The organism is Streptomyces sp. NPDC107546, assembly GCF_055639175.1.
Window position 1 is genome coordinate 179,809 of record NZ_JBVKBA010000013.1, and the last position, 21,385, is coordinate 201,193.

Here is a 21,385-nt window from a genome sequence, read left to right on the forward strand (position 1 = left end):
GTGACTTCGTCGCGGGCGGCCACGGTGCCCTCGGGCGCGGAGACCCATACCACTTCTTCACGGAACACACCGCTCCGTATCACGCCTTTTCATCAATCATGGCTGCGAGGGGTGACAGAGTGGTGACGCAGTGCAATGGTGCCGCTCATGACCAGTCACGGGGGCCACGGGCCCGTCTTCTGCACCATCGTTCCACCGCACGTCCTCGACAAGCTCGCCCAGCACGAGGACACCGCGCTCGCCACTCCCGCGCGCCGCACCCTGGAGCGCGACGCCCTCGAGCGCACCCGCCGTCGGCTGACCACCGTCATCGGCGCCCCCGCGGCGGCCCCGCCCCAGGACACCGCCGGCCAGCCGCACCGCACCGTCTACGACGCCGGGCACCACCAGACGCTGCCGGGGAAGAAGGTCCGCGGCGAGGGCGACGAGCCCGGCAAGGACGCCACCGTCAACCGGGCCTACGCGGGCCTCGGCGCCACCTTCGAGCTGTACCGGACGGCGTACGGCCGCGACTCCATCGACGGCAAGGGACTCCCGCTGGACGCCAGCGTGCACTTCGGCGAGGACTACGACAACGCCTTCTGGAACGGCGAGCAGATGGTGTTCGGCGACGGGGACGGCAGGATCTTCCTCGACTTCACCCTCCCGGTGGACGTCATCGGGCACGAACTCACCCACGGCGTCACCCAGTACACGGCGAACCTGGCCTACTTCGGCCAGTCGGGTGCCCTCAACGAGTCGCTCTCGGATGTCTTCGGCTCGCTGATCAAGCAGTACACGCTCGGCCAGACCGCCGACCGGGCCGACTGGCTGATCGGCGCCGGACTCCTCGCCCCGCACGTGAACGGCACGGCACTGCGCTCCATGAAGGCGCCGGGCACCGCGTACGACGACCCGGCGCTCGGCAAGGACCCGCAGCCCGCGACCATGGCCGGGTACGTGAGGACCAGCCAGGACAACGGCGGCGTGCACATCAACTCCGGCATCCCCAACCACGCCTTCTACCTGGTCGCCACCGCGCTCGGCGGACACGCCTGGGAGCGGGCCGGGCAGGTCTGGTACGACGTGCTCACCGGCGGCGAACTACAGCAGGAGGCGACCTTCCCGGACTTCGCGAAGCTGACCGTGGCGGCCGCCAAGTCCCGCTACGGCGCCACCGGCCAGGAACAGGAGGCGGTGCTCAAGGCCTGGGAGGAGGTGGGGGTGCCGACCGCGTAGTTCTGTACTACACAGACACCCATGCGTATTCACATCAGGCGCACGGGCGGTTTCGCGGGCATCGAGCGGCAGGCCGAGGTCGACACCTCGGGCCGGCCCGACGCGCCCGAGTGGCATGCCCTGGCCGAGCGCGCGCTCGCGGCCGGCCAGGGCGCGCCCCCCGCGGGGGTTCCCGACGGGTTCAGCTACCAGATCACCGTGGACGGCAGGACGGTGTACGCCGCCGATCCCCGGCTGACCGAGGAGCAGCGGCAGCTGGTCTCGCGGGTGCTCAAGGAAGGGGCCTGACCGCTTGTTCCCGCCTGCCCGTTGACTTCTGTTACCGGCGGTAAGGATGATCCGCGCATGGCGACAGACGAGCGCATGGCGACGGACCCGATACCTCAGTTCCCGCCCGGCTTCCTGTGGGGCGTGTCCACCTCCGCCCACCAGATCGAGGGGGCGGCCGACGAGCGCGAGCCCTCGGTGTGGGACGCCTTCACCGCCGAGCCCGGCCGGGTGAAGGACGGCTCGACCGCTGAGGTGGCCTGCGACCACTACCACCGCTACCGCGAGGACGTGGCGCTGCTGGCCGGCCTGGGCGTGGACGCGTACCGCTTCTCCGTCTCCTGGCCCCGGGTGAACACCCCCGGCGGCCTGGACTTCTACGACCGCCTGGTCGACGAGCTGTGCGCGGCGGGCGTACGCCCGGTCGCGACCCTCTTCCACTGGGACCTGCCGGTCGCGCTGGACTGGCTCCAGCGGGACACGGCGTCGCGTTTCGCCGAGTACGTGTCGGTGGTGGCCGGCCGTCTCGGCGACCGCGTGCACAAGTGGATCACGCTCAACGAACCCGCCGAGCACACGCTGCTGGGCCATGCGCTGGGGGCGCACGCGCCCGGCAGGCAGCTGATGTTCGACGCCCTGCCGGTGGCCCACCACCAGCTGCTGGCCCACGGCCTGGCCGTACGGGCGCTGCGCGCGGCCGGGGCGACCGACATCGGGATCGCCAACTCGCACGGCCCGACGTGGCCCGCGTCAGAGAAACAGGAGGACGTGGCGGCGGCGGAGTTCTACGACGTCCTGCTGAACCGGGTGTTCTCGGACCCGCTGCTGCTCGGCCGGTACCCGGACGGAACAGGCGAGTTGATGCCGGGCGACGTGCACTCCGACCTGAAGGTGATCGCGGAGCCGGTCGACTGGTACGGGATCAACTACTACGCCCCGACACGGGTGGGCGCCCCGCAGGCCGCGGAGATCGAGTTCGGGGGCCTGACCCTCCCTGCCGAACTGCCCTTCTCCGTACGGGAGATCGAGGGGCGCCCGGTCACCGACTTCGGCTGGCCGGTGGTCCCCGAGGCGCTCACCGAGCTGCTGACCGGCTTCCGCGCACGCTACGGCGACCGCCTGCCGCCCGTCGTGATCACCGAGAACGGCTGCTCCTACGAGGGCGTCGACGATCAGGAGCGCATCGCCTACCTGGACGGGCACATCCGGGCCCTGCACCGGGCGCTGGAGGCGGGTGTCGACGTGCGGGGCTACTTCGTGTGGTCGCTGCTGGACAACTTCGAGTGGGCCGAAGGGTACGCGCGCCGGTTCGGGCTGGTGCACGTCGACTACAAGACGCTGGAGAGGACGCCGAAGGCGTCGTACGGCTGGTTCCGGGACCTGCTGCGGGCGCAGGAATGACGACGGCCGACCGGGCCGTGCCCGCCGTCGACGCCCTCGCCGAACCCGTCGAACGCGTCGGCCGGGGCTGGACCTGCACCCTGTCGCTGGCCAACGGGGCGATCTGGGTCGGCTGGTACGGCCCGCTGCAGATCCTGCTGGCCTCCCAGGCGAGGGACTTCGCGCCCGGCTCCGGGATGTCCAAGGAGACGATGCTGGCCTGGGTGACGGGGGCGGGCGCGGCGGTGTCGCTGGTGGCGAACCCGTTCTTCGGCGCGTTGTCGGACCGCACGACGGCGCGCTGGGGCCGCCGTACGCCGTGGATCGTGGCCGGTACCGCGGGCGGCGCGGTGTCGCTGTTGCTGCTCGCGGGCGCGGGCGGTCCCTGGACCATGGCGCTCGGCTGGTGCCTGGTGCAGCTGACGCTGAACGCGGCCTTCGCGGCGGTGACGGCGGCGGTGCCGGACCGGGTGCCCCGGATGCAACGGGGGTCGGTGGGTGGCTGGCTGGGGGCGGCGCAGATCCTCGGCGTGGTCGGCGGGACGGGCCTGGCGACGGTGGCCGGGGGCGTCGGGACGGGGTACGCGGCGTGCGCGGTGTTCACGGTGGCGGGCGTCCTGCCGTACGTGCTGGCTCACCGGGACCTGCGGCTGCCGGTGGCGTCCCGGCCGCCCTGGTCGTGGCGGGGCTTCCTGGCCGGCTTCCGGCTGAGCCCGCGCCGCCACCCGGATCTGGGCTGGGCCTGGCTGACCCGCTTCCTGATCAACCTCAGCAACGCCCTGGTGCTTCTGTACCTCCTGTACTACCTGCGGGACCGCGTCCGGTACCACGACCCGGCCCAGGGCGTCCTGATCCTCACGGCCGTGAACGGGGTGACGCTGCTGGCGACGGTGGTGGTCGGCGGGGTCTGGTCGGACCGGGTGGGCCGCCGCAAGCCGTTCGTGCTGTGGTCGGGGGTGCTGATGGCCGTGGCGACGGCCGCTCTGTCGGCCTGGCAGACCTGGCCGGGGGCGATCGTGGCGGCGGCGGTGCTGGGCGTGGGCTTCGGGGTGTTCACGTCGGTCGACTTCGCGCTGATGACGGACGTCCTGCCGAAGGCGCTGGACCGGGGCAAGGACCTGGGGGTCGTCAACGTCGCCAACGCCCTGCCCCAGGTCGCGGCCCCCGCGCTGGCGGCACCGATCGTCACCTACCTCGGCGGATACCGGGTCCTCTACCTGGTGGCGGCACTGATCGGGATGGCGGGGGCGGGGTTGGTGGGGCGGATCCGCGGGGTGGACTGAGAGCCCCGAACACAATGCCCGCCCTCGCGATTCACGGGCGCCGCCAGTCGTCCTCGGCCATGTGCGAGCCGGCCATCGGTCCCATCCGCAGCATCCCGCCGTCGACGCTCCAGGAGGCCCCGGTGACGTAGGAGGCGTCGGGGCCGGCGAGGAAGGCGATCACGGCCGCGACCTCGCGGGCATCGCCGGGGCGCCCCAGCGGAACCCCGGGGCGGCGCTCGGTGCGCACGTCCGTGTCCTCCTGGCCGGTCATGGGGGTGGCGATCTCGCCGGGCGCCACCGCGTTGACGGTGATGCCGTGCTCGGCCAGTTCCAGGGCCATGACCTGGGTGAGCAGGCCGAGGCCGCCCTTGGCCGCGCAGTACGGGGCCGCCCCCACCCGCGGCTGGTGTTCGTGCACGGAGGTCACGTTGACGATCCGGCCGCCGTCGCCCTGCCGGATCATCCTCCGCGCCGCACGCTGACCGCACAGGAACGGGCCGAGCAGGTCGACGTCCAGGACGTGGCGCACGTCGTCGAGGCCCAGGTCCAGGAAGGGGGTCATGGTGCCGGTACCCGCGTTGTTGACCAGGACGTCGATGCGGCCGAGTTCCTCGCACAGCGCGTCGAGCCTGTCCGCGGCCTCGGGCAGCCGGGTGAGGTCCACCTGGGCCACGGCGGCCCGCCGCCCCTTGCCGCGGACCTCCTCGGCGGTCTGCTCGGCACCCTTGTGGTCGCTGTGGAAGGTGATGCCGATGTCCATCCCCGCCTCGGCCAGCCGGACGGCGGTGGCGCGGCCGATACCGGAGTCGGATCCGGTGATCACGGCCACCTTGGACGCGGACGGGGTGGGGGCGGACATACGGGCCTCCCGTGGGTGTGCGGTCCTGGACGAGGGGTCGACGAGGGATCGCAGTACCCGGGGACGTACCGGGCAAACGGCGGCTACAGGGCGCCGGCGTCGCGGGCGGCCCACACGGTCGGGTAGTGAGGCCGGAAGCCGAGGTCCCGCCGGATCCGCTCGGTGGACATGATCCCGAACCACGGGTCGGGATCCTTGCGCGTGTGGAGTTCGGCGGGCACCTCGACGCCGTTGAGCTGGTGCAGCTCGACGGCCGTCACGGGGGCGTCGTCGGCGATGTTGTGGACCGGTCCGCGGACCGCCGGCGCGTACAGGAGGCGCAGCAGCCCCTGGGCGACGTCCGCGTGGTGCCCCATGTGCAGCCGCTGGACCGCCGCCCAGTTCGCCGCCCACCTCAGGGACTGCGCGAGATGTGGATCGCCATCGCCGTAGACGAAGGGAAGCCGGCCGATCCGCAGGTCCATGCCCGCCAGCGCGAGCAGCTCCCGCTCGGCCTCGGCCTTGGACTCGGCGTAGGCGCCCCACATCGCGCCGCCGGGCCGGATCTCGTCCTCCTCGGTCAGCGGGCGGCCCCGCCCGACGCCGTACACGAGGCCCGTGCTGACCTGCACGAAGCGCCGCACTCCCGAGGCCAGCGCGGCCCGGCCCAGTTCCACGGCCGCGTCCCGGTTGACGGCCCACGCCTCCTCGTCCGGCACCCCGCGAAAGGAGGCCGCGACGTTCACGACCGCGTCCACCCCGGCCACCGCCTTGCCGAGCGCCTCCGCGTCCCGCAGGTCGCCGACCACGATCTGGGCGCCGAGCTCCGCGAAACGCTCGCCGCGCGCCGCATCGCGCACCAGGACGCGTACCTCCTCGCCCGGCCGCCGCTGCGCCAGCAGCCTCGGTACGAAGCGCCGGCCGACCTGTCCCGTCGCGCCTGTCACCAGTGTCAACATGATCTGCTCCTCTCGGTCCGGTGCCACCACCTTCGAACGGTGCCGCGCCGGCCGGGAGAGACCCGTCGATCAGGGGATCGGCGGTCCCTGGATAAGCGGGCGGGGCTGCCGCAGTCTTGAGGGGTGAACCGACCCGAACTCGCCGACTTCCTGCGCCGCAGCCGGGCCCGTCTCGAGCCGTCCGACGTGGGCCTCACCCCGGGAGCCCGGCGCCGCACGCCGGGCCTGCGCCGGGAGGAGGTGGCGGGGCTCGCCGGCATGTCCGTCGACTACTACACGCGCCTCGAGCAGTCCCGGGGCCCGCGCCCGTCCCGCCAGATGCTCACCGCGCTGGCGAGGGCGCTGCGCCTGACGGACGACGAACGCGACCACCTCTTCCACCTGACGGGCGAGGAGCCGCCGCGCCGTGAGACGGTGTCGAGGCATGTCCGCCCCGGACTGCTGCTGGTCCTGGACCGGCTGCACGACACACCGGCGCAGGTGGTCACCGACTGCGCCGAGGTGCTGGCGCAGAACGCGATGGCCAGGGCACTCGTCGGCGACGTGATGTCCCGCCCGCCGCGCGAGCGCAACCTGACCCGCCGGTTCTTCCTGGACCCGGCCGCCCGGGGCTTGTTCCCGCCCGAGGACCGGCCCGACTACGCACGCGCACACGTGGCGAACCTGCGCGCGGTGGCCGCTGCCCGCCCCGACGATCCCGAACCGGCCGCCCTTGTCTCCGAACTCCGCTCGGCGAGCGAGGAGTTCGCCCGGCTGTGGGAGGAGCACGAGGTCTCCTTGCGGCACCGGAGCACCAAGCGCTTCCAGCACCCGGTGGTCGGCCTGCTGGACCTGGACTGCGAGGCGCTGCTCAGCCACGAGCACCATCAGCTGCTGATCATCCACACGGCTCGCCCCGGCACGGAGTCGTACGAGCGCCTCCAGCTGCTGCGGGTGGTGGGCCTGCAGGATCTGTCACCGAGCGGGGCCGTGCAGAAAATGTGACTTTAGGAACTTTTGTCCGAAAGTCGCTCGCGGTCCCGCATACTGATACGGGCCTTCGCATCCGGCGCGCCTCGGCTAGCATGCGGAGCATCATGCGTTTCGGGCTGCTCCTCCTTAGCTGCCGCGGCGAGGGCCTGTAGTCGAGGCCGACTCCCTCCCCGCGGAGCTTGGTGTTGCGTCGTCGGCCGTCCTTCCGGACCCCTTGAGGAGCCCACGCACCATGGCGAACCGCCAGCAGCCCACCTCCATGCCGATCCACAAGTACCGGCCGTACGAGCAGGTCGACATCCCCGACCGCACCTGGCCCGACCAGCGGATCACCAAGGCCCCGCGCTGGCTCTCCACCGACCTGCGCGACGGCAACCAGGCCCTGATCGACCCCATGTCGCCGGTGCGCAAGCGCGCCATGTTCGACCTGCTGGTGAAGATGGGCTACAAGGAGATCGAGGTCGGCTTCCCGGCCTCCGGCCAGACCGACTTCGACTTCGTGCGCTCCATCATCGAGGAGGAGGGCGCGATCCCCGAGGACGTGACGATCTCCGTCCTGACGCAGGCCCGCGAGGACCTGATCGAGCGGACCGTGGAGTCCCTGAAGGGCGCGCGGCGCGCCAACGTCCACCTGTACAACGCGACCGCCCCGGTCTTCCGCCGGGTCGTCTTCCGCGGCTCCAAGGACGACATCAAGCAGATCGCCGTCGACGGCACCCGCCTGGTGATGGAGTACGCGGAGAAGCTGCTGGGCCCCGAGACCGAGTTCGGCTACCAGTACAGCCCCGAGATCTTCACCGACACCGAGCTGGACTTCGCCCTGGAGGTCTGCGAGTCGGTCATGGACGTCTGGCAGCCCGGCCCGGGCCGCGAGATCATCCTCAACCTGCCCGCCACCGTGGAGCGTTCGACCCCCTCCACGCACGCGGACCGCTTCGAGTGGATGCACCGCAACCTCTCCCGCCGCGAGTTCGTCTGCCTGTCCGCCCACCCGCACAACGACCGCGGCACGGCCGTCGCCGCCGCCGAGCTGGCGGTGATGGCGGGCGCCGACCGCGTCGAGGGCTGTCTGTTCGGCCAGGGCGAGCGCACCGGCAACGTCGACCTGGTCACCCTGGGCATGAACCTCTTCTCCCAGGGCGTCGACCCGCAGATCGACTTCTCCCACATCGACGAGATCCGCCGTACCTGGGAGTACTGCAACCAGATGGAGGTCCACCCGCGCCACCCCTACATCGGGGACCTCGTCTACACGTCCTTCTCCGGCTCCCACCAGGACGCCATCAAGAAGGGCTTCGACGCCATGGAGGCCGAGGCCGAGGCCAAGGGCGTCACCGTCGACGACATCGAGTGGGCGGTGCCGTACCTGCCGATCGACCCCAAGGACGTCGGCCGCTCCTACGAGGCGGTCATCCGCGTCAACTCGCAGTCCGGCAAGGGCGGTATCTCCTACGTCCTGAAGAACGACCACAAGCTGGACCTGCCGCGCCGGATGCAGATCGAGTTCTCGAAGATCATCCAGGCGAAGACGGACGCCGAGGGCGGCGAGATCACGCCGAAGGAGATCTGGGACGTCTTCCAGGACGAGTACCTGCCGAACCCGGACAACCCGTGGGGCCGCATCCAGGTCAGGACGGGGCAGGCGACCACCGACAAGGACGGCGTCGACACCCTCACCGTCGAGGCCACCGTCGACGGCGAGGACACGGTCCTGACCGGCACCGGCAACGGCCCGATCTCCGCGTTCTTCGACGCCCTGCAGTCCATCGGCATCGACGTACGCCTGCTGGACTACCAGGAGCACACGATGAGCGAGGGCGCCTCCGCGCAGGCCGCCTCGTACATCGAATGCGCGATCGACGGAAAGGTCCTGTGGGGGATCGGCATCGACGCGAATACGACACGTGCCTCGCTGAAGGCGGTCGTCTCCGCGGTCAACCGAGCCGCCCGCTGACCCGCTGACCTCCACGTTCACGGCCCCGTCCGCCTCCTGAGGCGGACGGGGCCGCGTCGTGCACCGGCCATTTCGGCCGAAGATCACGAGGAGGTCTCGTCCGGGGTACTGACTACGCCTCAACAATGTGGCTAACATCACGCCAGCAGCGGCGATGATGCCGCCGCGAGGACGGAGGTGCGACGTGCTGCCAGGACGGGGACGCAACGGCCCAGAAGCCCGCAAGGGCCGCATTTCGCAGGTCCTCGGCGTCCGTACCGCGTGGACCACCGTCGGCGACGGCGAGTTCTTCTGCCCCGGCTGCGGGGGCGACCGCAACTACCAGCGCCTCACCGGACGGCGCCGCCTCACTCTCGCCGGCCTGCCGGTGGTGCCGCGCGGGGAGACGGGTCCGGTCGTGGAGTGCGCGGCCTGCGGCCACCACTACGGCACGGACGTCCTGGACCACCCGACCACCACCCGCTTCGCCGCGATGCTCCGCGACGCCGTCCACACCGTGGCCCTGGCGGTCCTCGCCGCGGGCGGCACCTGCTCCCGTACGTCCCTGGAGACGGCCGCCACCGCCGTCCGCTCCGCCGGCTTCGACGACTGCACGGCGGACGGGCTCAGCGCCCTCGTCGACGCCGTGGCCGCCGACACCGGCCGGGTCTGCGGCGAACCGGGCGGCGGCGCGAGCCTGGCCATAGAGCTGCACGAGGCCCTGGACCCGCTCGCCCCGCACCTCGCCCCCACCGGCCGCGAGTCGATCCTCCTCCAGGGCGCCCGCATCGCCCTCGCCGACGGCCCCTACACCCCTGCGGAGCGCGACGTCCTGGCCACGGTGGGCGCGGCGCTGACGATCTGCTCGCAGGACGTGACCCGTCTGCTCGCGGCAGCCCGCACGGTGTCCTAGCCGTCATCCCTGACCGGCCTGGAGTGACCGTCACAGCAGCCCGGCCGCCGCGAGGTACTTCCCGACCCCCTCCCGCTCCTCCTGCGTGAGCGGCACCTGTGGCTCCGCCGTCGCCGGGCAGGCGATCACCCCCCGCAGATGCAACGCCGCCTTGAACGCGCCCAGCGCCGACGAACTCCCGCCCATCCGGGCCGGGTCCCCGACGCCGACCATGCCGTACAGGGCGCACAGCCGCTCCTGCTCCACCCGCGCCGCCTCCCGGTCGCCCGCGCGGCACAGCCGGTCCAGGCGGACGTAGCCCTCCGGGTCCACGTTGGCCAGCCCGGGCACCGCCCCGTCGGCGCCGAGCGCCAGCGCCGAGTCCACGACCAGCTCCGAACCCGTCAGCGCACTGAACCCGGTGAGCGCGGGACGCGACCGCACCCCCGTCACGACCGCGCGCAGACCGGCCAGGTCGCCGCTGGAGTCCTTCAGCCCGGCCAGCGTCCCGTCCGCCGCCAGCTCCAGCACCAGTTCCGGGCCCAGCTTCACGTGTACGGAGACGGGGATGTCGTAGGCGACGACCGGCACGGGACAGCGGTGGGCGACCAGCCGGTAGTGCCGGGCGATCTCCGCGGGGTGCGTCCGTGTGTAGAAGGGCGCCGTCACGACGACCGCGTCCGCGCCCGCCCGTGTCACATACGCCACGTGGTCCAGCACCCGCGGTGTCGCCATGTCGATGGCCCCGGCCAGTACCGGCACCTGCCCGGCGACATGGGCCACCACCGACTCGACCACGACAGCGCGTTGACGGTCCGTGAGGTGGGCGGCCTCGGAGGAGGACCCGAGCACGAACAGGGCGTCCACGCCGCCGTTCAGCAGATGGTCCACCAGCCGCAACAAAGAGGGCACATCCACCTCGCGGTCCGGTGTCAAGGGGGTGCAGACGGGCGGGACTACTCCGGTCAGCGGGGCGGGGAAGGGCATCAGGGCTCCCGGACGTGTTCCTGTTCCCGGCGCCGCACCGGCCATGGCGGTGGCCGTGGAGGGCCGGGAGGCCGACGTGTTCGGCTCGGAGGCGGCTCGCCCCCTCCCCAGGATGGTGGCAGGGAGAGCGGTGGCCGACGGCCGCCGACGCGCCCGTCCGCCGCCCGCGAAACGGCCCGCCCCCTCGGGCCCATCGGCCGACACTGGACCGATGAGCGATCCCGAACCGGACCACGGCGGCAGCGGGGCCGACGGCGGACGCTGGGACCCCGGGGCTCCCGGCGTCCTGCGACTGCCGTCCGGGCGGCTGGTGCGCGGGCGGGGCCTGCGGCGGCCCGTGCCGGACGGCCCCGCGCCCACGTACGGGCTGTATCTGCTCGGCAAGCGGCCCCCGGACGTGCCCTGGGCCTTCGACTGGCTGCGATGGCCCGACTTCCGGCTGCCCAGCAGCCGTGGCGAGGCCCGGCGGCTGCTGACCGAGGCATGGGAGCGGGCCGCGCGCGGACGCGTCGAGGTCGCCTGCGGCGGCGGGCGTGGCCGTACCGGTACCGCGCTCGCCTGCCTCGCCGTACTGGACGGCGTACCGCCGGAGCGGGCCGTGGCCTATGTGCGCGCCCACTACGACCGGCACGCCGTGGAAACGCCCTGGCAGCGGCGGTACGTACGGCGCTTCACAGAGCGAGCGTCATGATGAGCCGGTCCTCCCCGGCCCCGAAGTAGTCCTTGCGCACCCCCTCGTCGGACGAGAAGCCCAGCGACCGGTAGAGCATGATCGCGGCCGCGTTCGTCGGCTCCACCGTCAGCCGTACCTCGCGCACCTCCTCGGCCCGCAGCCGGCGCAGCACCTCCAGCATCAGCCGCCGGCCCAGCCCGCGCCCCCGCTGGTCCCGGGTCACACCGAGGCTGACGATCCAACTCCGGTAGCGATCGGGCGTGGTGACGTACAGGACGTACCCGTGCAGGCTCCGCCCGTCGTCCAGCACCAGCAGACAGTCCCCGTGCAGGTCGAACAGCTGGCGCAGCACGAAGTAGGGGTACGGCTCGTCGGGGAACGCCTCCCTGTCCACCCGCACCAGTTCGGGCAGGTCGTCCTCCGTGACCCCCCGCATCGTCAGGGGGCGGTCCACGGAGGCCCGGTCGTGGAACAGAGCCGGTCCGGTCGGCCCGCCACGCGACGGGAAACGTTCCTCTGGAAACACAGTCATGCCGCCCCCCTGCGGAATGGAGTCAAGCGCGGGTGGCCATCCGTACGGGTGGTACGAGTGGGACGCGCGCTGTCTGCCGTTCGGGTATGTTCGACAGATTTCCGACCATCTTGAGCGGGACGATCCGGACCGTTCAAGGCAGGATCAGGTCCAATAAGTCATTCGCCCCGGTGCGCCCCCGGTGCGCCCCAAGTGGCGTAACTGCGTCGCCCGGTTGGCCCAAGGGGGATCCCGCCCGGTCTTCCGATTGGTACGCTCGACCAATGACCTTCAGATCGCCGGGGGACGTACAGCTGAATGCGGACGTATCATGGGCCGCATTCGACCCCATTGCCTACGTCGAGCACAATTACCGCGGCCTGCAGGCGGAGGACGCGGAGATCCTTCAGATCGTGGGCGATCATTTCGGCGATCATTTCCAGGGACGTGACACCACCCGCGTTTCGGGCATCGATGTCGGTGCCGGCGCGAACCTCTACCCGGCGCTCGCCATGCTGCCCTGGTGCGACGAGATCACCCTGTACGAGCGCTCGCCGTCGAACGTCCGCTACCTCGAGAGCCAGGTCGCCTCCTACGACGGGAACTGGGACCAGTTCTGGGACCTCCTGCGCAAGAACGAGGTATACGGCGCACTACAGTTGGACCCGCGCGCCAGGTTCCGGGACGTGGTCCGGGTCCAGTCGGGCAACCTCTTCGACCTGGTGCGACACCAGGGTCGCTGGTCCATGGGGACCATGTTCTTCGTGGCGGAGTCGATGACCACCTCGCACGCGGAGTTCGCCCGCGCCGTCGAGTGCTTCCTGCGCGCCCTGGCCCCCGGTGCGCCCTTCGCCGCCGCGTTCATGGAACATTCGTCCGGGTATCACGCGGGCAAGCATTTCTTCCCGGCGTGCGACGTGGGAGAGTTGGAGGTGTACGAGAGTCTCGTGCCTTTCGCGGGCGAGTTCAAGACCATGCGTCTCAAGGCTTCGGCCGCCGTGCGCGAAGGCTATTCGGGAATGATCGTCGCCTACGGCTGGAGGAATTCGGAGTCCGACATTCCGGAGTCCGATATTCCGGCCGTTTGAGGACCGCATCGTCACAACAGAAGACGGCACGTTCTCCAATGATGGCAGCGCGGCCTGTGTGAGGGGCATGGGATGCAGATCAAGCCACGCCAGCATCTGCTGGACATCTGGCAGGCGATCGCCCGCCACTCGTTCGACGGCGGGGAGTGGACCTGGGGCAAGCGGGGCGGGGAAAGCAGCGTGGCCGACGCCGAGCGCCTGCTCTGCATCCTGTACCCCGCCACGGAGATCCCCGCCTTCCGCCTGGACGACCCGGACACCACACAGGACGACGTCCAGAGGGTGATGAAGCGGGCCGGCGGGCGCCTGGAGATCCCCGCGAAACTCGTCACGGCCACCGCCGAGTTCATGCGCAGGCACACCGACGAGAAGAGACCCACGTTCGCCGGCGGCCACTACTTCGTGTCGGGGGACAAGGACCGGGACCTCACCCAGGAACAGCGCGACCTCGGAGTCGTCGACTCGTACTCCATGTCGATCACCCTGTGCCTGGCCACCCTCGGCTTCCTCAAGATCTACGAGTCCAAGACCCGCCGCGGCGACATCCTGGAGACCATCCAGGAAGTGCGCGCCGCCACCAGCAACCGCCTCACCGCGGCCATGGTGAGCCTGCTGCGCTCCTTCACCATCAACGTCTTCGACATCGACTCCTCCCAGGGCCGCACACTGTGCGAACTCCTCGGCCAGGGACGGCTGTCGCAACGGCACGTGCTGCGCAGGTTCCAGGACCGCTTCGAGGCCCTGCGCGCCGCCATCGTCGAGAGCTTCGTCCTCGGTGTCGACGTCGAGGAAGGCCTCAAGGACCCCAACCAGCTCTTCGAATGCGGCTGGGGCTGGAGCATCGTCAGGGACGCGCCCGAGGTCGCGACCGAAGAACCCATCGGGCCGCAGCCCCAGGGCGTCGCCAACCCGGTGCCGTACCTCTACTTCACCGTCGTCGCCCTCGACGGCATCCAGGACCTGTTCTCCGACCGCACCCTCACCCTCGGCCTGCTCAATCCCGAACAGCAGCGGCTCGCCGAGGCGTTACGACTGCGCTGGGAGATCACCCAGCAGTTCTGGTCCGGCATCGCGCGCTTCGGCGGCGACCGCTGGCCCCTGGAGGACATTCCCTGGCGCACCACCGGCCAGAAACTCGAATCCGAGTACTTCTCCCTCTCCGTCGCCGCCATCCTCGTCCACGACCTGATGCGGCGCCGCGCCACCGACGACGACCTGACCCGCACCGTCAGCGTCATGGAACGCCTCGCCGAACGCGGGCGCATCACCAGCCGCATGACCCAGGACGACCCCATGGTCCGGCTGCACCACCCCGGCGTCACCCTGCCGCTGCAGGGCAGCGAGAGCGTCGGACCGCCCATGCAGTGGATCATGAGCGACTTCTCCGCGCAGCTGCTCAAGCGGACCATCCAGCTGTGCACGCTGTCCCGCAACCTCGGCTCGCACGACCGGCTGCTCCGGCTCGCCGAGGACATCTTCGACCACTTGTGGCGGCGCCGGATCGGCGACGGCGAGGGCACCGGCCTGTGGGACAACGTCCACGCCGCCTACCCCGAGACGCCGGCCTACGAGGGGCAGGTGTCCTGGAGCGTCACCGAGCGCGTCACCGAGGTGATGGTCCAGGTCCATCAGATGTACAAGCAGCCCCCCATCCGCAGCTCCGAACTCACCGCGCTGGCCCGTGCGTTGCTGAGCGAGTCGACCCACCTCCTCGGCAACGAGCAGATGGAGCCCGCGCCGGCCTCCGAGGGCAACCGCGGCATGCAACTCAGGAGCATCGAGGTCAAGTTGCGCCGCGCCCGCAAGCTCGTGGACGAACAACCCGGCACCGCGTGCTCGTTGACCCTCGACGTCCTCGGACAACTCGACGCCCTCGCCCGGGCCCGCGAAGCCGCGGCCCAGGGGGTGTGACCGTGCTCGTTTTCGCGGCCTCCGACAAGGGAGGCACGGGCCGCTCCGTCACCAGCGCCAACCTCGCCTACCACCGGGCGCTGGCCGGCGACGACGTCTGCTACCTGGACTTCGACTTCGGCTCGCCCACCGCGGCGGCCGTCTTCGACGTACCCGACGCCCGCCGGGCCGCCGAGGACCACGGCCTGCACTCCTACCTGACCGGCGAGGTCGGCGAACCGGCCCGCATCGACGTCTGGGCCGACACCGAACACCCGGTGCTGCGCAACCGGCCCCCCGGCTCCGGCAGCCTGGTGCTGATGCCCGGCGACGTCAGCGGCGGCGAGTTCGCCACCACCGACGACACCCTGCGCCGCTGTGTCGACCTCCTGCTGCGGCTCAACGGCGAGTTCGACATCATCGTCGTCGACCTCAGCGCCGGCCGCAGCTACGCCGTCGACATGGCCCTGGAGGCCACCTCGCAGCGCGAGCTGCGCGGTGTCCTGGCGCGCTGGCTGGTCTTCCACCGCTGGACCCGCCAGCACGTGGCGGCCGCGGCGAGCCTGGTCTACGGCAGGCGCGGCATCGTCGCCGGCGGGGTGGCCCGAGGCCACGACGAGGAGGCGCTGCGGAACGTCATCCGGTTCGTCCGGGCCGCCGTACCCGACCCCGAGTCCGCGCTGTGGTCGCAGGTGTCGGCGACCCAGTCGGCGTGGATGCGCGCCTGCGACCGCGACCTGAAGCAGATGTCCTCCACCCTCGGCATCGGATACACCCAGGTCCTCGGCTCGGTGCCGCTGGAGCCGGTCCTGCAGTGGCGCGAGCAGCTCATCACCGACGAGGACGTCCTCGACAGCCAGATCGCCAACCGGGAGACGTGGGAGGCACTGAGCGAACTGGCGAACCGGCTGACCGACGACAAGTACTGGGAGCAGCCGTGACGGAAGCCGTGTTCCGCGAGACCACCGCAGAGCCCCGCACCCAGTCCGTACCGCTCGCCCACCTCTCCCTCGAACTCGGCCACCTCTACATGGAGGACTTCGAGGCCGGGCCCGAGCGGCTGAGCGAGCACTTCGCCGAGGTACGGATCTGGGTGGACGCCGCCCGGGTCGCCGCCGCCCGCCGCACCGGCGGCAGGCGGCCCCGCATCAGCACCTGCTTCCTCATCGACGACTACTTCACCCGCTTCTCCACCCCCGCCGAGCTCGTCCCCGTGGTGCTTCAGGAGGCCGAGCGGGCCGGCCTCGTCATCGACTACCTGGCCCGCGAGTCGGGCTGCGCCGTCGCCGACAAGATCGAGCTCGCCGAGGCGGTGATGCACCGCCTCGTCGAGTCACCCCCGCCGGGCAGCTACGGCTCCCGCCCGCCCGTCAGCCAGACCGGCTGGCTCGCCAACGGGCAGCGCAGCCCCGGCTCGCGCAGCGCCATGGGGGAGATCACCGGCTGGCAGCCGCCCCAGGAGACCGCCGCCCGCAACCACTCGGTGTTCATGGACGTCGAGCTGTGGTCCGAGAAGGACGGACAGCGGCTGTGGTCCTGCCCGTTCCTCGCCGCCGTCTGGCAGCTCGCCCGACTGGGCCTGCTGCGCCACCTCGGCGAACCCGTCCTCGTACCGCGCCCCTGGAACGGCCGCGACTTCCCCCACGAGTGGGACCGGCTGCCGCCGCTGACCCAGCTCAACCCGGCGGCTGCACCGTTCAGCGCGTACCGCACCTGCACCCTGATGGCCAACCGCTTCCTCGCCGTCGAGGACGCCGTACGGCTCATCCTCGACCAGATAGACGTCGACTCGGGCGCGCTCAAGCAGGTCGCCGAGCGCTCCGCCCGCGAGGGCGCGGCGGTGCCGGACGCGGTCGCGCAGCGCGCCACGTACGTCTTCTACGAGGAGCCCGCCGGCGCCTTCCCCGCCGAGGGGAGCTGAGATGCCGGCCGGGGGACAGTCGATGCGTCCGGTGCTCGCCTGCGGTGAGGTGCGCACCTGTCTGCTGCCGTCCTTCCACGCACTGGACGGCCGGGCCGCCGCCCAGCTGCTGAGGTTGCGCGCGGACGAACACGTCCGGGTCTCCGAGCGGCCCAACCTGTACGCGCTGTCCCCGGACGTCCTGACCGGCGTGGACTGCCGGCTGCCCACCTCCAACGGCGCCAAGGTACGCGCCGTCGGCACGGTGGCCGCCCGCGCCGCGCTCACCGAGGGCCGCGTCCTGCAGGCCACCGCCTACTTCAGCGCCCCGTCCGCCGGCCCCGACACGCGCCGCCCCTGGGGCCACTACCTCGTCAGGCCCGGCCTCGTCGAACCCTTCGGGAAGCTCCCCGAACAGGCCGCCGCCGAAGGTGTCCTGCGCGGCGGCGCACGCGGCGAACTCGACCTCGGGATGATCGCCGAGGGCCTGCTCGCGCAACTGCTGCGCCACCCGCTGCTCGACCACAAGGCACCCTTCAAGTCCCGGCGCACCCATCTGCGCTGGGTCGCGCGACGCGCACCCGAGGGCGAGGGACCGTCGCTTCAGCGCTTCACCCTCGCCGAGCATGGGCTGCGGACCGTGGAACTGAGGCTTCCGGAGGACGTCCCGGCCGCCGCGGCCGCCGGCCTGTGCGAGGACCTCGCCCTGCACGACTGGCTGCTGACGACCGTCGTGCACATGTTGGACAGCAGCCGGCTCGGTGCGGCGGACGGCCCCTCGGCCGTCCTCGCGCTGCGCCCGGCCGTCGATCACCTGCTGCATCTGTGGATGCCGCGCGCACACGTGGACCGCACGCTGGGCCATCTGTGGGACGTGCTGGAACGGGAGCCGGGGTTCACCCGTCAGTGGCAGACCCTGGTCCAGCGCATCCGTGACCAGCTGGCCGTCCAGGCCATTCCGTTGCTGCACGAGGCACTGAGCACACGCTGAAGGGCGGCACGAACCGACAATCGCGACGGGGGAGAGGCGACATGACCGGAGCGTCAGGAGCGTCATCAGGGGAAGCACGCAGGGCGTCCAGGGGCGAGGAGGGGCAGCACTCACCGAACCTGTTACGCAAGACACTGGTCACGGCGGTGGTGGCCGCCGCCACCTACTTGCTGACCAACGTCCTCAACCAGGACAAGAACCAGGTGTGGCAGCTGACCGTGTCCGTAGTCCTCGGTGGCGCGGCACTGATCATCCAGTACCTCGTGGACTTCGAGCAGCGGCTGAACTCGATGGAGCAGGGCCTGGACAAGTACCACCTGGAGATGCGGAGGGAGGTCGAGGGGGCCTTCGCCCGGATCAGTGAGGCGACCGAGCTGTTCAGCGAGGTGGACCGCTCGGTGCTGCGGTCCGACGGCGTGGCCCGGCTGGCCCGCGCCTACACACATGTGGGCCGCCAGGAGTCACAGCTGGTGAAGGACTTCGCCCAGGACCGGATCGCCCAGCTCGCGTCCACGATGGAGAGCCTCAGCCGCGGCAGCACGGACTGTCCGGGCGAGGAGCACGACTGGCTGATCGCCCTTACCGCGTGCTGCACCCAGACCCTGGTGGCCACCAGCACCCCTGTCGACCGCGACTTCTGGACCAGCGAGCCCGCCAACCGCTACCTGAAGGCACAGGAGGAGGCCGTCAAGCGGGGAGTGCGGGTACGGCGGCTGTTCCTCGTGAAGAATCCGCGGGAACGCACCGAGGAGCTGGAGGAACTCTGCCGCAGCCAGCGGGACCTCGGCATCGACGCGCGCATCGCGGTCCGTTCGGAACTGCCCCAGCGCGCCCGCCTGACGCTCACGAACGACTTCATCGTCTTCGACGGGCAGCTCTGCTACGAGATAGAGCCGGACGTGGACGTCGTGCCGGCCAAGACCCTCCTGAAGATGACACCGGCACACGTCCAGGAGCGCATGAAGCGGTTCAACGTCCTGTGGGAGGCGACCGAGCCCACCGGACCGGACCCCCTGCCCGCACCGACCGCCGCGTCCGGCTGAGCGGTACGCCGCGCGTCAAGCGCCGCGGCGTCCCTGGTGTCCTCCGTGCGGCGTCGCTCTGCCGGCCCGCTCCGGTGACAGGTCCTGGGTGCCGATGACCGAGAGCAGTTCCAGTTGGGCGGCGCCCTCGGTGCCGGGCGGGGCGGAGAACCACAGCAGGCGCTGGCGGCCGTCCTCGCTGAACAGGCTGTGGCAGTCCAGTTCGACGACGCCGAGGGCGGGGTGGAGGATCCGCTTGTGGTCGGCGCGGCGCAAAGCGACGTCGTGGGTGTCCCAGAGGCCGGAGAACTCCTGGCTGCGCCGGCGCAGCGTGGCCACCAGCCGGGTCACCTCGGTGTCGTCGCCGCGCCGGGCGGCGACCGCCTGGAGGTCGGCGACGAAGACGCGGGAGTGGTGGGGGTGGTCCTCGGCGGGGTAGATCCCGTGGGTTTCCGGATCGGTGAACCAGCGGTACACGAGACTCGCCTCCGGGCCGCGCACCGCCGGGGCGAGCTGTACGTCGAGATCTACGGCGAGCAGGCCCGCGCCAACACCATGGTCCTGGTCGAGGAGGTTCCGGACGGGGGCTGGGGCATCGGCGGGAACGTACTGACGCTCGCGATGCTCGAGGGGTCTTCTGAGAACTGAGGGCCCTCGTCGGCCGCGAGGGAATTCCGGTGAGCCTGTGAGGGACTTGTGGGAGGCTTGATCACCGCTGGCACATGACCAAGTGCCGTCGAGCAGATCACAGGGGGATCTTCATGATCGTCATCAGACGTCGGCGTGCGTTCCGGGGGGCGCTGGCGGCCACCGCCGTCACGGCAGCGATGGCCGCCACGGCCGGTACGGCCTTCGCATCCGGTGACCCGGCCGGGGCCGGCCGGACGCGTGCCGTGGCCGGGGCGGAGCATCAGGCCCGGGGCGTCCAGAGCCTGGGGCCGCGCGTCCGCGCGGACGGTACGGTGGAAACGCCCAGCTTCGCGATGACCGCCGTGGACAAGCGAACCGCCGAACTGTACCTGTACTTCACGGACGACAAGGGCGGCTTCAAGCCTCGCGAAGACGTGGGGGTCACCTTCGAAGCCTTCGCCGACTCGATCGACGTCGACAACAACAAGGACGGGTGGAGCGACGGCACTTGGTACCTCTACAAGGACGGGAAGCTGGACTACGACTGGATCGACGACCAACTCGGCTACCACACCACGCGCGTCGGCACGGGCTGGAACATCTACACCACGGTCCTCTCGCCCGGGAACCTCGGCGGTGCCAAGGAGGCCGACCTCATCGCCGTGGACAAGGCCGGTGTTCTGTGGGAGTACCTCGCCCACCCGGACGGCACCCTCACCTCGCGGAGCCGTATCGGCGCAGGCTGGGGCCAGTACACCCAGATCGCCGGCCAGGGTGACCTGACCGGTGACGGCAAGGCCGACATCGTCGCCCGGGACAAGTCCGGCGTCCTCTGGCTCTACAAGGGCACGGGCGACTACAAGGCCCCCTTCGCGCCCCGCACGAGGATCGGCGGCGGCTGGAACATGTACGACCGGCTGCTCTCGGTCGGCGACCTCGACGCCGACGGCAAGCCGGACCTGATCGCGCGCAAGCCGAACGGCGACCTGTACCGGTACTCGGGCACGGGCACCACCCAGGCCGTGTTCCAGAAGCCGGTCAAGATCGGCAGTGGGTTCCAGGCGTACGACCTGCTGTAGCGGTACACGGCTCCAGTGAGGGGACGGGCCGCTGCCTCCAGTTCGGAGACGGCCCGTCCCGCCCACCCGTCAGCCCGTCAGGCTGATCAAGGGGGACGGGCACATCACCCTTGCCGCATGTGATGAATCTGCTCAGCAGATCAGGGTCCTCACCGTGCAGGGCCAGGGCGGGAACCCGCAGGGCGCCTACTGCTTCAAGGCGACAACCAAGACCGGTTATCTCACGTTGGAGCTCCCGCACGTCATCGCGCTGGAGACCGCTGATCATCCGATCAGCGCGGATCTGAAGCCGCAGGGGGACCCGTCGGCGCCGGTCAAGACAGTGAGCGTGGCGAAGAACGGCTATCAGAGCGTCGGTGAGGGGACCGCGGGGGGTGCGTCCACTGTTCTGGTGGAACTGCGCGTCACGGGCTGACCGATCGGCCTGTCCCCCTTCTCACCGATCTCACATGAAACGGGGAACGTTCATGTCCGGCTTTCGTCCGCGCACGGCGCGGACTTCGGGTCTGATCGCCGCTACGTCGCTATACTCCCGCCTGGAAGGACGACGCGCGCCTGCTGGTCGCCGGCCGCTTCACGCCCGGCGGCCACCGCGACGACCTGCTGGCCGTCTGGAACGACGGCCACGTCAGCCTCTTCCCCGGCGTCGACACCAAGGGCCTGCACGACGACGTACCACTCGTGCCAGTGGGCTGACGTCATGTGAAGCGCACTACTCCGCTCCGCGCCCAACGGCCTGCACAACTGGCCGACTTGACCGCCTGATCCAGCTGCGGGGAGCTTTGCGGCGTGGTGCTCGCTGTGCTGGGCCACCGGCCGCCCGGTGCGGGCGCCGGCGATCCTCTCCGGGCTGGTCTGAGCTCGTCGGCGGCTGCTCCAGGGGCGCCAGG

At 71.0% G+C, this 21,385-nt stretch carries 22 protein-coding genes and 1 pseudogene; 17 read left to right on the forward strand and 6 right to left on the reverse strand.

Features of this window, described 5'->3' with window-relative positions; translation table 11 throughout:
- Positions 1-147: 147 nt before the first annotated feature.
- From ACZ7L1_RS20985 to ACZ7L1_RS21000, 4 genes are read left to right on the forward strand one after another with little or no spacing between them, the layout of a single operon-like run.
- Positions 148-1,218, forward strand: coding sequence for a M4 family metallopeptidase (locus ACZ7L1_RS20985; protein WP_471439123.1), 1,071 nt, complete (start codon positions 148-150; stop codon positions 1,216-1,218).
- Between the two features lie 21 nt (positions 1,219-1,239).
- Positions 1,240-1,506, forward strand: coding sequence for a protealysin inhibitor emfourin (locus ACZ7L1_RS20990; RefSeq protein ID WP_471439125.1), 267 nt, complete (start codon positions 1,240-1,242; stop codon positions 1,504-1,506).
- A 57-nt stretch (positions 1,507-1,563) separates the two neighbouring features.
- Positions 1,564-2,886: a GH1 family beta-glucosidase gene (locus ACZ7L1_RS20995; RefSeq protein WP_471439127.1), complete on the forward strand. Its 1,323-nt coding sequence runs from the start codon at positions 1,564-1,566 to the stop codon at positions 2,884-2,886.
- The gene (locus tag ACZ7L1_RS21000; RefSeq protein WP_471439128.1) at positions 2,883-4,148 is read left to right on the forward strand and encodes an MFS transporter; all 1,266 of its coding nucleotides are present in this window, start codon (positions 2,883-2,885) and stop codon (positions 4,146-4,148) included. Before ACZ7L1_RS20995 ends, ACZ7L1_RS21000 begins: the two co-directional genes overlap by 4 nt.
- A 31-nt stretch (positions 4,149-4,179) precedes the next feature.
- Here ACZ7L1_RS21000 and ACZ7L1_RS21005 read toward each other — a convergent pair whose 3' ends face one another.
- Both ACZ7L1_RS21005 and ACZ7L1_RS21010 read right to left on the reverse strand, forming a co-directional pair.
- Positions 4,180-4,989 (reverse strand): SDR family oxidoreductase, encoded by an 810-nt coding sequence (locus tag ACZ7L1_RS21005; RefSeq protein ID WP_471439130.1) that lies wholly within the window; start codon positions 4,987-4,989, stop codon positions 4,180-4,182.
- An 83-nt stretch (positions 4,990-5,072) separates the two neighbouring features.
- Entirely contained in the window at positions 5,073-5,927 is an 855-nt protein-coding gene (locus tag ACZ7L1_RS21010; protein WP_471439132.1) for an NAD-dependent epimerase/dehydratase family protein, read from the reverse strand.
- A 123-nt stretch (positions 5,928-6,050) separates the two neighbouring features.
- Between ACZ7L1_RS21010 and ACZ7L1_RS21015 the strand changes: the two genes are divergently transcribed.
- From ACZ7L1_RS21015 to ACZ7L1_RS21025, 3 genes are all read left to right on the forward strand, one after another.
- A complete protein-coding gene (locus ACZ7L1_RS21015; RefSeq protein WP_471439133.1) occupies positions 6,051-6,911 on the forward strand; it encodes a helix-turn-helix transcriptional regulator in 861 nt (286 codons plus the stop codon).
- A 220-nt stretch (positions 6,912-7,131) separates the two neighbouring features.
- Positions 7,132-8,853, forward strand: coding sequence for a 2-isopropylmalate synthase (leuA, locus tag ACZ7L1_RS21020; protein WP_471439135.1), 1,722 nt, complete (start codon positions 7,132-7,134; stop codon positions 8,851-8,853).
- 184 nt (positions 8,854-9,037) lie between these two features.
- The gene (locus tag ACZ7L1_RS21025; RefSeq protein ID WP_471439136.1) at positions 9,038-9,745 is read left to right on the forward strand and encodes a tellurite resistance TerB family protein; all 708 of its coding nucleotides are present in this window, start codon (positions 9,038-9,040) and stop codon (positions 9,743-9,745) included.
- 30 nt (positions 9,746-9,775) lie between these two features.
- On the opposite strand, the gene ACZ7L1_RS21030 is transcribed toward ACZ7L1_RS21025, so the two are convergent.
- A complete protein-coding gene (locus ACZ7L1_RS21030) occupies positions 9,776-10,711 on the reverse strand; it encodes a dihydrodipicolinate synthase family protein (RefSeq protein WP_471439137.1) in 936 nt (311 codons plus the stop codon).
- 211 nt (positions 10,712-10,922) lie between these two features.
- Between ACZ7L1_RS21030 and ACZ7L1_RS21035 the strand changes: the two genes are divergently transcribed.
- Positions 10,923-11,402, forward strand: coding sequence for a protein-tyrosine phosphatase family protein (locus ACZ7L1_RS21035; RefSeq protein WP_471439138.1), 480 nt, complete (start codon positions 10,923-10,925; stop codon positions 11,400-11,402).
- Here the strand turns inward: ACZ7L1_RS21035 and ACZ7L1_RS21040 are convergent.
- Entirely contained in the window at positions 11,383-11,916 is a 534-nt protein-coding gene (locus ACZ7L1_RS21040) for a GNAT family N-acetyltransferase (RefSeq protein ID WP_471439140.1), read from the reverse strand. The genes ACZ7L1_RS21035 and ACZ7L1_RS21040 overlap by 20 nt on opposite strands.
- 263 nt (positions 11,917-12,179) lie before the next feature.
- On the opposite strand from ACZ7L1_RS21040, the gene ACZ7L1_RS21045 reads away from it, so the two are divergent.
- The 6 genes from ACZ7L1_RS21045 (at position 12,180) to ACZ7L1_RS21070 (ending at position 18,807) form a co-directional block, all read left to right on the forward strand.
- On the forward strand, positions 12,180-12,983 hold the full coding sequence (locus tag ACZ7L1_RS21045; protein WP_471439141.1) for an SCO2525 family SAM-dependent methyltransferase: 804 nt from the start codon (positions 12,180-12,182) through the stop codon (positions 12,981-12,983).
- 72 nt (positions 12,984-13,055) lie between these two features.
- On the forward strand, positions 13,056-14,894 hold the full coding sequence (locus tag ACZ7L1_RS21050) for an SCO2524 family protein (protein ID WP_471439142.1): 1,839 nt from the start codon (positions 13,056-13,058) through the stop codon (positions 14,892-14,894).
- Between the two features lie 2 nt (positions 14,895-14,896).
- Positions 14,897-15,814 carry an SCO2523 family variant P-loop protein gene (locus tag ACZ7L1_RS21055; protein ID WP_471439143.1) on the forward strand — a complete coding sequence of 306 codons (918 nt, stop codon included), beginning with the start codon at positions 14,897-14,899 and terminating at the stop codon, positions 15,812-15,814.
- The gene (locus ACZ7L1_RS21060; RefSeq protein ID WP_471439144.1) at positions 15,811-16,794 is read left to right on the forward strand and encodes an SCO2522 family protein; all 984 of its coding nucleotides are present in this window, start codon (positions 15,811-15,813) and stop codon (positions 16,792-16,794) included. The genes ACZ7L1_RS21055 and ACZ7L1_RS21060 overlap by 4 nt, the downstream gene beginning before the upstream one ends.
- A 1-nt stretch (position 16,795) precedes the next feature.
- Positions 16,796-17,764 carry an SCO2521 family protein gene (locus ACZ7L1_RS21065; RefSeq protein WP_471439146.1) on the forward strand — a complete coding sequence of 323 codons (969 nt, stop codon included), beginning with the start codon at positions 16,796-16,798 and terminating at the stop codon, positions 17,762-17,764.
- A gap of 41 nt (positions 17,765-17,805) precedes the next feature.
- Complete coding sequence (locus tag ACZ7L1_RS21070; protein ID WP_471439148.1) at positions 17,806-18,807, forward strand: DUF6879 family protein; 1,002 nt, start codon at positions 17,806-17,808, stop codon at positions 18,805-18,807.
- A gap of 15 nt (positions 18,808-18,822) precedes the next feature.
- On the opposite strand, the pseudogene ACZ7L1_RS21075 reads toward ACZ7L1_RS21070, so the two are convergent.
- Positions 18,823-19,293, reverse strand: a pseudogene (locus tag ACZ7L1_RS21075) (MmyB family transcriptional regulator); the annotation flags it as partial.
- On the opposite strand from ACZ7L1_RS21075, the gene ACZ7L1_RS21080 reads away from it, so the two are divergent.
- The 3 genes from ACZ7L1_RS21080 to ACZ7L1_RS21090 all read left to right on the forward strand — a co-directional run bounded on the left by ACZ7L1_RS21080 (position 19,231) and on the right by ACZ7L1_RS21090 (position 20,910).
- A complete protein-coding gene (locus ACZ7L1_RS21080; protein WP_471439149.1) occupies positions 19,231-19,434 on the forward strand; it encodes a tautomerase family protein in 204 nt (67 codons plus the stop codon). The pseudogene ACZ7L1_RS21075 and the gene ACZ7L1_RS21080 sit on opposite strands and share 63 nt — an antisense overlap.
- Positions 19,435-19,547: 113 nt before the next feature.
- Positions 19,548-20,495 carry an FG-GAP repeat domain-containing protein gene (locus tag ACZ7L1_RS21085; protein WP_471439150.1) on the forward strand — a complete coding sequence of 316 codons (948 nt, stop codon included), beginning with the start codon at positions 19,548-19,550 and terminating at the stop codon, positions 20,493-20,495.
- 154 nt (positions 20,496-20,649) lie between these two features.
- On the forward strand, positions 20,650-20,910 hold the full coding sequence (locus ACZ7L1_RS21090) for a hypothetical protein (protein WP_471439152.1): 261 nt from the start codon (positions 20,650-20,652) through the stop codon (positions 20,908-20,910).
- A gap of 101 nt (positions 20,911-21,011) precedes the next feature.
- On the opposite strand, the gene ACZ7L1_RS21095 is transcribed toward ACZ7L1_RS21090, so the two are convergent.
- Positions 21,012-21,197 (reverse strand): hypothetical protein, encoded by a 186-nt coding sequence (locus ACZ7L1_RS21095; protein WP_471439154.1) that lies wholly within the window; start codon positions 21,195-21,197, stop codon positions 21,012-21,014.
- Positions 21,198-21,385: the final 188 nt, after the last annotated feature.

Excerpts from the sequence above, each read along its gene's own strand:
- ACZ7L1_RS20985 (WP_471439123.1), top strand. The coding sequence starts at position 148 with ATGACCAGTCACGGGGGCCACGGGCCCGTCTTCTGCACCATCGTTCCA.
- ACZ7L1_RS20990 (WP_471439125.1), top strand. The coding sequence starts at position 1,240 with ATGCGTATTCACATCAGGCGCACGGGCGGTTTCGCGGGCATCGAGCGG.
- ACZ7L1_RS20995 (WP_471439127.1), top strand. The coding sequence starts at position 1,564 with ATGGCGACAGACGAGCGCATGGCGACGGACCCGATACCTCAGTTCCCG.
- ACZ7L1_RS21000 (WP_471439128.1), top strand. The coding sequence starts at position 2,883 with ATGACGACGGCCGACCGGGCCGTGCCCGCCGTCGACGCCCTCGCCGAA.
- ACZ7L1_RS21005 (WP_471439130.1), bottom strand. The coding sequence starts at position 4,989 with ATGTCCGCCCCCACCCCGTCCGCGTCCAAGGTGGCCGTGATCACCGGA.
- ACZ7L1_RS21010 (WP_471439132.1), bottom strand. The coding sequence starts at position 5,927 with ATGTTGACACTGGTGACAGGCGCGACGGGACAGGTCGGCCGGCGCTTC.
- leuA (WP_471439135.1), top strand. The coding sequence starts at position 7,132 with ATGGCGAACCGCCAGCAGCCCACCTCCATGCCGATCCACAAGTACCGG.
- ACZ7L1_RS21030 (WP_471439137.1), bottom strand. The coding sequence starts at position 10,711 with ATGCCCTTCCCCGCCCCGCTGACCGGAGTAGTCCCGCCCGTCTGCACC.
- ACZ7L1_RS21035 (WP_471439138.1), top strand. The coding sequence starts at position 10,923 with ATGAGCGATCCCGAACCGGACCACGGCGGCAGCGGGGCCGACGGCGGA.
- ACZ7L1_RS21040 (WP_471439140.1), bottom strand. The coding sequence starts at position 11,916 with ATGACTGTGTTTCCAGAGGAACGTTTCCCGTCGCGTGGCGGGCCGACC.
- ACZ7L1_RS21045 (WP_471439141.1), top strand. The coding sequence starts at position 12,180 with ATGACCTTCAGATCGCCGGGGGACGTACAGCTGAATGCGGACGTATCA.
- ACZ7L1_RS21050 (WP_471439142.1), top strand. The coding sequence starts at position 13,056 with ATGCAGATCAAGCCACGCCAGCATCTGCTGGACATCTGGCAGGCGATC.
- ACZ7L1_RS21065 (WP_471439146.1), top strand. The coding sequence starts at position 16,796 with ATGCCGGCCGGGGGACAGTCGATGCGTCCGGTGCTCGCCTGCGGTGAG.
- ACZ7L1_RS21070 (WP_471439148.1), top strand. The coding sequence starts at position 17,806 with ATGACCGGAGCGTCAGGAGCGTCATCAGGGGAAGCACGCAGGGCGTCC.
- ACZ7L1_RS21085 (WP_471439150.1), top strand. The coding sequence starts at position 19,548 with ATGATCGTCATCAGACGTCGGCGTGCGTTCCGGGGGGCGCTGGCGGCC.
- ACZ7L1_RS21095 (WP_471439154.1), bottom strand. The coding sequence starts at position 21,197 with ATGACGTCAGCCCACTGGCACGAGTGGTACGTCGTCGTGCAGGCCCTT.